Source organism: Halanaerobium sp., from assembly GCF_003070835.1.
Map to the genome: position 1 here is coordinate 1 of NZ_QBLR01000165.1, position 7,484 is coordinate 7,484.

Genomic DNA, 7,484 nt, shown 5'->3' on the forward strand with positions numbered 1-7,484 from the left:
AATAAGACCCTTATATACCATGTTTTTGGGGTAAAGAAAAATCATCATCCTCTGTACTTACTGTTATTAAAAGCCTCATTTGCTTCGCAATTTACTCTTAATTGTCTAAATTATTTCTTTATGTTAAAATTATATTTGGAGTTGAGCCTATGTATATTCTTATTTTTTCTGCATTAATAATTTTGATTGATCAGCTGAGTAAATTTCTAATTCGGAGTAATTTTGAGCAATTTAAAAAAGTATTTATTATCAAAGATTATTTATACTTAACTTTTGTTAAAAATAGAGGAGCTGCCTTTGGAATTTTAAGCGGTCAGCGGAACTTTTTTATTTTGATTACATTATTATTTTTAATATTTATAGTTTATCTTTACAAAAAAGAATTATCAGATACTCTTTCTGCCAGAATTGCCCTTATTTTTTTGCTGGGAGGGAGTACAGCAAATTTGATTGACCGGATAATGCTGCACTATGTTACTGATTTTATTGCTTTTGATTTATTTGATTTTTACCAGCTTCCGGTTATCAATATTGCAGATATATTTATATTTTTTGGAGTTTTAATCTTAATTTATCAATTAATTTTTTCAGCAGATAGAGGTGTTTAAATGGACGAATACAGTATTACAGTAGAAAAAGAGGATCAGGGTAAGAGAATTGACAAATATCTGGCAGAAAAATTTGAGGATTTATCTCGCTCATTTATTCAAAAACTGATCAGAGAAGCTAAAATTAAAGTAAATAATAGTGAAATTGATAAAAGTTATAAAATTAGTAGTGGTGATTTTTTAAAAATTCAGGTTGAGGCTAAAGAAAGTGAGATTAAAGCAGTTGAGATGGAGCTTGATATTGTTTATGAAGATCAGGATATAATTGTAATTAACAAAAATGCTGATCGAGTTGTCCATCCGGCTCCAGGCCACTACAATGACACAGTTGTAAATGCAATGCTGGCTCATGTTGATAATTTATCGGCGATCAATGGGGTTAAGCGGCCGGGAATTGTCCACAGACTTGATAAAGATACCTCAGGTCTTCTAATAGTGGCTAAAAATGATAAAAGTCATAAAGGACTGGCCCAGCAGTTTAAAAATCGAAGTGTCGAAAAATATTATTACGCTTTGATTGAAGGAAATCTCGCTTATGAAAAGGGGAAGATCGATGCCCCTATAGGCAGAGATCCAAATAACCGCAAAAAAATGGCAGTTCGTAAGCGCCACAGCAAAAATGCTGTCAGCCGCTTTAAAATTATTGAGGAATTTAAAAATTATACTCTGGTGGAAGTTAAAATTGAAACAGGTAGAACTCATCAGATTAGAGTTCATTTTTCTTATTTAGGCCACCCGGTTGTTGGGGATAAAAAATACGGTTCTCAGAATAAACTGGGAGCGGAAAGGCAGCTTTTACATGCTAAAAGATTAATTATTACTCATCCAGTTACTGGTAAAAAAATGGAGTTTGAGGCTGAATTAAAATCAGATTTTAAATCAGTTCTTGGTCAATTAAGAAAAGAAAAGTAGATAACTGCAGGAAAATTATAATTTTAAGAGAAAAATAAATTAGGAGGCGATTATTTTGTATAATTCAATTAAACTTAGCGAAAAGGTGCACTGGGTCGGCGTAAACGATAAAGAAACTGATTTATTTGAGTCTTTATGGCCTCTGCCAGAAGGGATATCTTATAACTCTTATGTGATCAATGATGATAAGGTGGCTTTAATAGATACAGTAAAAATCAATTATACAGATACATATTTAGAAAAGGTAAAGGATGTAATTGGCGATAAAAAAGTTGATTATTTAATTATTAATCATATGGAGCCTGATCATTCAGGTTCTATTAAGTCAATGCGTGAGGCTTATCCGGAAATGAAAATTGTAGGTAATGCTAAAACGATGAATTTTTTAGAGGGTTTTTATGGTATTACTGATGGTACAATGGTCATTAAAGATGGAGATGAACTTGATTTAGGTTCCAGAACACTTAAATTTTATTTGACTCCAATGGTTCACTGGCCAGAGACAATGATGACTTTTGATCAGAAAGATAAAATCTTATTTGCAGGAGATGCTTTTGGTGGTTTTGGTTCTTTAAATGGCTATCTATTTGATGATGAGGTTAATGTTGAGCACTTTAAAGATGAGATTAGAAGATATTTTTCCAATATTATTGGGAAGTATGGCCCGGTGGTGCATAAAACTATTTCCAGACTGAGGAATGAAATCGAGGAAATTGGGATGGTTGCTTCTACACATGGACTGGTCTGGAGAGAAGATCCTGCTCATATTATTGAAGAATATGATAAGTGGAGTCAGCAGCAGACAGAAGAAGGCGTAGTTGTCGTTTATGGTTCAATGTACGGTAACACAAAAATTATGGCTGAAGCAGTAGCCCGTTCTTTATCTGAAAATGGAATAGAACAGATTAAATTATTTGATGTTTCTCGTAAAGATATATCATTTATAATTAATGATATTTGGAAATATAAAGGGATTGTTTTGGGCAGCTGTACTTATAATACAGAAATTTTTCCACCGATGGAATATCTGCTGAAAAGCTTAGAAAGCAGGAATTTAAGAGATCGTGTACTTGGGATTTTTGGTTCCTACAGCTGGAGTGGTGGTGCCCTAGATCGTCTGGAAGAATTTAAAGAAACAGTTCACTGTGATCTGGTAGAACCGGTCATTGAATCACAATTTGCACCAGGCGGAGATATTTTAGAAAAATGTTATCTCTTAGGTAAAAATGTAGCTGAGACAGTTAAGGAAAAATGTTAATTATTGATAGGAATGTTTAAATTATAAATTAATCTACTCTGTATTTCTGTATGATTTTGTCGATAGACTATGTTAGGACGGAGTAGATTAATTTTTTAAAAATAATATTCAAAAAATTAAAGGAATTTAAATAACTATTGTAGAAGTAATAAAATACAGAAAAAATTTTAAAGCATAATGTCAGAATATTTAAATCAATTATCCTGACATCAAATTCAATAAACATTAATAAAATGAAAGGTTGGTGGAAAAGTTGAGTAAAATTACTAGTAAAGACATTAGAAATTTTTGCTTTATATCACATGGAGGTGCGGGTAAATCAACACTGTCTGAGATGCTGCTCTACAGTGCAGGCGTAATTGATGAACCCGGCAGTGTTGATAAAGGAAATTCCCATTCCGACTTTAGTGCAGTTGAAAAAGAACACAAACATTCGGTTCACAACAGTTATTTTAATTTTGAATGGCATAATAAATTATTTCATTTTATTGATACACCCGGATATGCAGACTTCCGCAGTGAGGTTATCAGTGCCCTGAGAATGGTAGAAAGTGCGGTTCTTTTGGTTGATGCTGCGGCCGGTATTGAGGTTAATACAGGTTATGTCTGGGAGCTAGCTGAAAAAAATGACCTGGCAAAGGCTGTATTTATTAATAAAGTAGATAAGGAAGATGCTGAATTTGATCGGGTTGTAGAAGAACTCCGCTCTACATATGATGACAGTTTTGCGATTGTTACTATTCCTTATTATGAAAATGGTAAGTTTGAAGGGATAATTGATTTATTAGATGAAAAACTTTATAAAAATGTTGATGGAAAGCCAAAAGCTTTTCCAGTTCCCGATTCAGAACGGGAAAGAGTTGAAGACTATGAACTAAAGCTCACTGAAGAGATTGTTGAATTAAAAGAAGATCTGATGATTAAATATCTCGATGGAGAAAAAATTACTATCAAGGAATTAACAAAAGCATTTGAAGAAGAAGTTGCCAGTGAGGAGTTAGTTCCGGTGTTTGCAGGTTCAGCTATAGAAAACTGTGGGGTGGCAAAATTTCTGGATGATTTAACAAAGATTTTCCCTTCAGCAGCAGAGGTTCATTCTGATCATCTGGTTAAATCAGGAGAGGCTCTAGCTCCTGAACCAGAGAGCAAATTTAGTGCTCAGGTTTGTAAAACAATGGTTGATCCCTATATCGGTAAATTATCGATCTTTAGAATTTTTTCCGGTAAATTAGAACGTGACGACATGATTTATATTCCAAATATTGATCAGGAAATTAAAGTAACTAAACTTTATAAGCTTAATGGTAAAGATCAGAATAATGTAGATGATCTGACTGCAGGTGAGATTGGAGCTGTTGCTAAACTAGATGAACTTGTTACCTCCTATACTATGCGGGATCCTGAAACAGATATATATTATTATGAGCTGGAGTTTCCCAAACCAATGTATAGCAGGGCAGCTTATCCAGCAGATGGTATAGATGAAGAAAAAATGGCTTCTGCTTTACAGCGCTACAGTGATTCAGATCCTACTTTTAAAGTTAATTATAATAAAGTAACAAAAGAATTAATTTGTGATGGAATGGGCACTATTCACTTTATTATGATCAAGGAAGAGTGCCAGCGCAAATATGATGTTGATTTTACAACTCAGGAGCCAAAGGTGGCTTACCGGGAAACCATTCAGAAAAAGACTGATGTAGAAGAAAAATATAAAAAACAATCCGGTGGGCGCGGTCAGTACGGACATGTTCTAATGCGGGTTGAGCCATTACCTCGAGGCAGAGGTTTTGAATTTGAAGAAGAAATATTTGGTGGAGCAATTCCTGGACAGTATATACCTGCAGTTGAAAAAGGAATTGTAGAAGCTAAAGATGAGGGAGAACTGGCAGGTTACCCGGTAGTTGATTTTAAAGTTGTTCTATATGATGGCTCCTATCATGATGTTGACTCTTCCGAAATGGCTTTTAAAATTGCAGCTTCTAAAGCCTTTAGAAAAGCTTTAAAACAGGCAAAATCAGTTCTGTTGGAACCAATTATGACTGTTAAAGTTACAGTACCACAGGATTTCATGGGAGACATCATGGGAGATTTTAATTCACGGCGAGGTAGAATTGAAGGAATGGATCCTCAGGATGGAGTTCAGATTATTAAAGCAAAGGTACCTCAGGCAGAAATGTTTAATTATGCTGTAGAGTTAAAGTCAATTACTGGTGGTTATGGTTCTTTTGATATGGAATTCTCTCACTATGATAAAGTTCCTGGAGATATAAGTGATAAGATAATTGAGCAGGTTAATAGAGAAAAGTCCTAAACTATTTAAGAAATTAATGAGGCCAGCTATTACAGCTGGCCTTTTTCCAGTTTATAGTATATAATAATTTCTGGAGGCAGAAATATGGAATTTATTTTAATTATTTTATCATCTTTATTATTTACAGCACCTTATTATTTTCCGGCTTTGTTTTTCTTAAGCTGGTTTGCTTTTATTCCTTTGATTTATCTTATCAGAGAATATGATTACAGTCATTCTTTGATAATTGCCCTGCTGGTTGGTTTTTTAAATTCTGTGTTTACACTTCACTGGCTTTATCAGCCGTTAAATTTAGCGTTGAAAATGCCATTTTCCTTTAACTTATTTATTTTATTTCTTTATTTTTTACTATCAGCGCTTCCGCTTGTTTTTTGGGTTATTATTAATAAATTTTTGCAGCCTAAATATTCTTACAGTCCAATCATTGCTGCTTTAAGCTGGACTGTTTTAGAGTATCTGCGTTTTGAATTTTTTAATTTTAATCCTTTTAATTATTTTGCCTATACTCAGAGTGATTTTTCTTTAATTGTTCAGTATGCAGGTTATGGAGGAATTTTCCTTGTTTCATTTATTTCAGTTTTAATTGCTTCATATCTGGTTAAAATTTATCTGGAGCCGGCCTGGAAAAAACTCATACCGCTGCTTTTTATATTTATTTTATTAGCTGTAATTCCTCTTTTTGCAAAGATGAATTTTGAGGAGGAAGTCAGCCGTGAATCAGTTGATCTGCTGGTGGCTGAGCCAGCAGCTGCTGCTAATAATTTTGAAAAAATCGAAAAGGAAATTGCCAATTTAACGAAGCTGATTAAAAATAATGAAAATAAAATAATTTTCACACCGGAGAAGACCCTCAGTTTTGATTTAATTAGAAACAATTATTACCGGGATCAGCTCTTTGCAAAATTAGAGGATAATTTAGCAGCTTCATATCTGCAACTTGGTGCAGTAGCGGCTGAAAATAAAAATTATAAATCTGAGGTATATAATTCTCTATTTCTTTTGTCAAAAGAAATGGATGTTATTCAGAGGAGTAATAAACAGGGTAATATCATGACAGAAATAAACTTTCCTTTTTTGGAAGAAATAACTGGATTGATGTCTGATTACTTAAACTTTAATCCGGGATCAGCCAAAAAGACTTCTTCAACTGCTGAAGTAGATATAAACGATCTGGCCTATCTTAATCTTTTTGCAGAAGAAATTTTTATACCGCTGGTAGACAGAAAGCAGAGTAGGGCTGCGGATAGAAATTTAATTGTCCATTCAGCTGCAGAGGGAGAATTTAAATCCAGGGTTTATAATAATCTGAGCTTTGCTGCTGCAGTTTTTAGAGCTTCAGAAAGCCGTACTGACTTAATTAGAGTGGTCAGGGGTGGTTTTAGTGGTTATATAACAGAAAGAGGAAAAACAGTTTTGAAAAGCAGGCTGGTTAATTCAAGTCAGACAGTAAATTTAACTTTAAACAAAGGACAGTCTTATTATCAAAGATATCCACTGCGGATAATCATAATATTGACAGCCATCTTTAGCTTAATTGTTATCATTAAGCTGATTATTTTAATTAAGAATAAATGGAGCAGCAGAAATTAATCTGCTGCTAATTTTTTTAATAATTTTCTGTCAGCTGGATCGATATAGATAGTCTGGTATTTTTCATAATAGACAAGTCCCGGTTTTGCTCCTTTTGGTTTGTTAACATTTTCTACGGGTGTATAATCTATAGGAACATTTGTTGATTCTCTTGCCTTACTGAAATAAGCAGCAATTGCTGCTGCTTCACTAAGAGTATTATCAGGAATATCTTTTTCGGTATCTCTCTTGATTATTACATGTGATCCTGCAATAACTTTGGTGTGCAGCCAGATATCACCATCATTGGCAATTTTTTTGGTTAACCTGTCATTCTGTTTGTTATTTCTTCCCACCAGAATCTGATAGCCGTCACTGGAAATGAATTTGCGAGGTGGCAGTTTTTTGCTGCCTTTATTTTTTCTGTTATGCTGCTGTTTTTTTATATAATTTTCTTCTTTTAATTCTTCCTTGATTTCTTCTAAATCATCTAAAGTTTCAGCCTGTTCAATATTCATACTGACCTGTTTTAAATATTTTTCCTCATGTCTGAGTTTAGCAATTTCTCTTTTTAAATGTTTTACACTTTTTTTCAATTTATTATATTTTTTAAAATATTTTTGGGCATTATCAGAAGCAGATTTAGAGGGGTCGAGCTTGATTTCAATTTCCTCCTGGTTTTCACTGTAATAGTTATTAACTACAGCTTTTTTATCACCACGCTCTATCTGATAAATGTTTGCTGTAATAAGTTCTCCCATTTTTTTATATTTTTCTGCATCTTTACTTTCTTTAAGCTGTTTTCTTAATTTTTTTTGTTTTT

6 protein-coding genes are annotated in these 7,484 nt (G+C 33.4%); 5 read left to right on the forward strand and 1 reads right to left on the reverse strand.

Features of this window, described 5'->3' with window-relative positions:
• The first annotated feature begins 149 nt into the window (after window positions 1–149).
• The 5 genes from lspA (at window position 150) to CI949_RS14110 (ending at window position 6,682) form a co-directional block, all read left to right on the forward strand.
• Complete coding sequence (lspA, locus tag CI949_RS14090; RefSeq protein WP_133530233.1) at window positions 150–608, forward strand: signal peptidase II; 459 nt, start codon at window positions 150–152, stop codon at window positions 606–608.
• A complete protein-coding gene (locus CI949_RS14095; RefSeq protein WP_133530232.1) occupies window positions 609–1,520 on the forward strand; it encodes an RluA family pseudouridine synthase in 912 nt (303 codons plus the stop codon).
• Between the two features lie 55 nt (window positions 1,521–1,575).
• Window positions 1,576–2,778, forward strand: a complete 1,203-nt coding sequence (locus CI949_RS14100) for an FprA family A-type flavoprotein (RefSeq protein WP_133530231.1) — start codon at window positions 1,576–1,578, stop codon at window positions 2,776–2,778.
• Window positions 2,779–3,022: 244 nt separating this feature from the next.
• Window positions 3,023–5,092 carry an elongation factor G gene (fusA, locus tag CI949_RS14105; RefSeq protein ID WP_290767462.1) on the forward strand — a complete coding sequence of 690 codons (2,070 nt, stop codon included), beginning with the start codon at window positions 3,023–3,025 and terminating at the stop codon, window positions 5,090–5,092.
• Between the two features lie 84 nt (window positions 5,093–5,176).
• Window positions 5,177–6,682: a copper homeostasis protein CutE gene (locus tag CI949_RS14110; protein WP_133530229.1), complete on the forward strand. Its 1,506-nt coding sequence runs from the start codon at window positions 5,177–5,179 to the stop codon at window positions 6,680–6,682.
• Here the strand turns inward: CI949_RS14110 and CI949_RS14115 are convergent.
• Window positions 6,679–7,484: NFACT family protein (locus CI949_RS14115; protein ID WP_290767465.1), on the reverse strand; the 806-nt coding region annotated here is incomplete at its 5' end. The genes CI949_RS14110 and CI949_RS14115 overlap by 4 nt on opposite strands.

Coding starts and splice junctions, on each gene's coding strand:
- lspA (WP_133530233.1), top strand. CDS start 150: ATGTATATTCTTATTTTTTCTGCATTAATAATTTTGATTGATCAGCTG.
- CI949_RS14095 (WP_133530232.1), top strand. CDS start 609: ATGGACGAATACAGTATTACAGTAGAAAAAGAGGATCAGGGTAAGAGA.
- CI949_RS14110 (WP_133530229.1), top strand. CDS start 5,177: ATGGAATTTATTTTAATTATTTTATCATCTTTATTATTTACAGCACCT.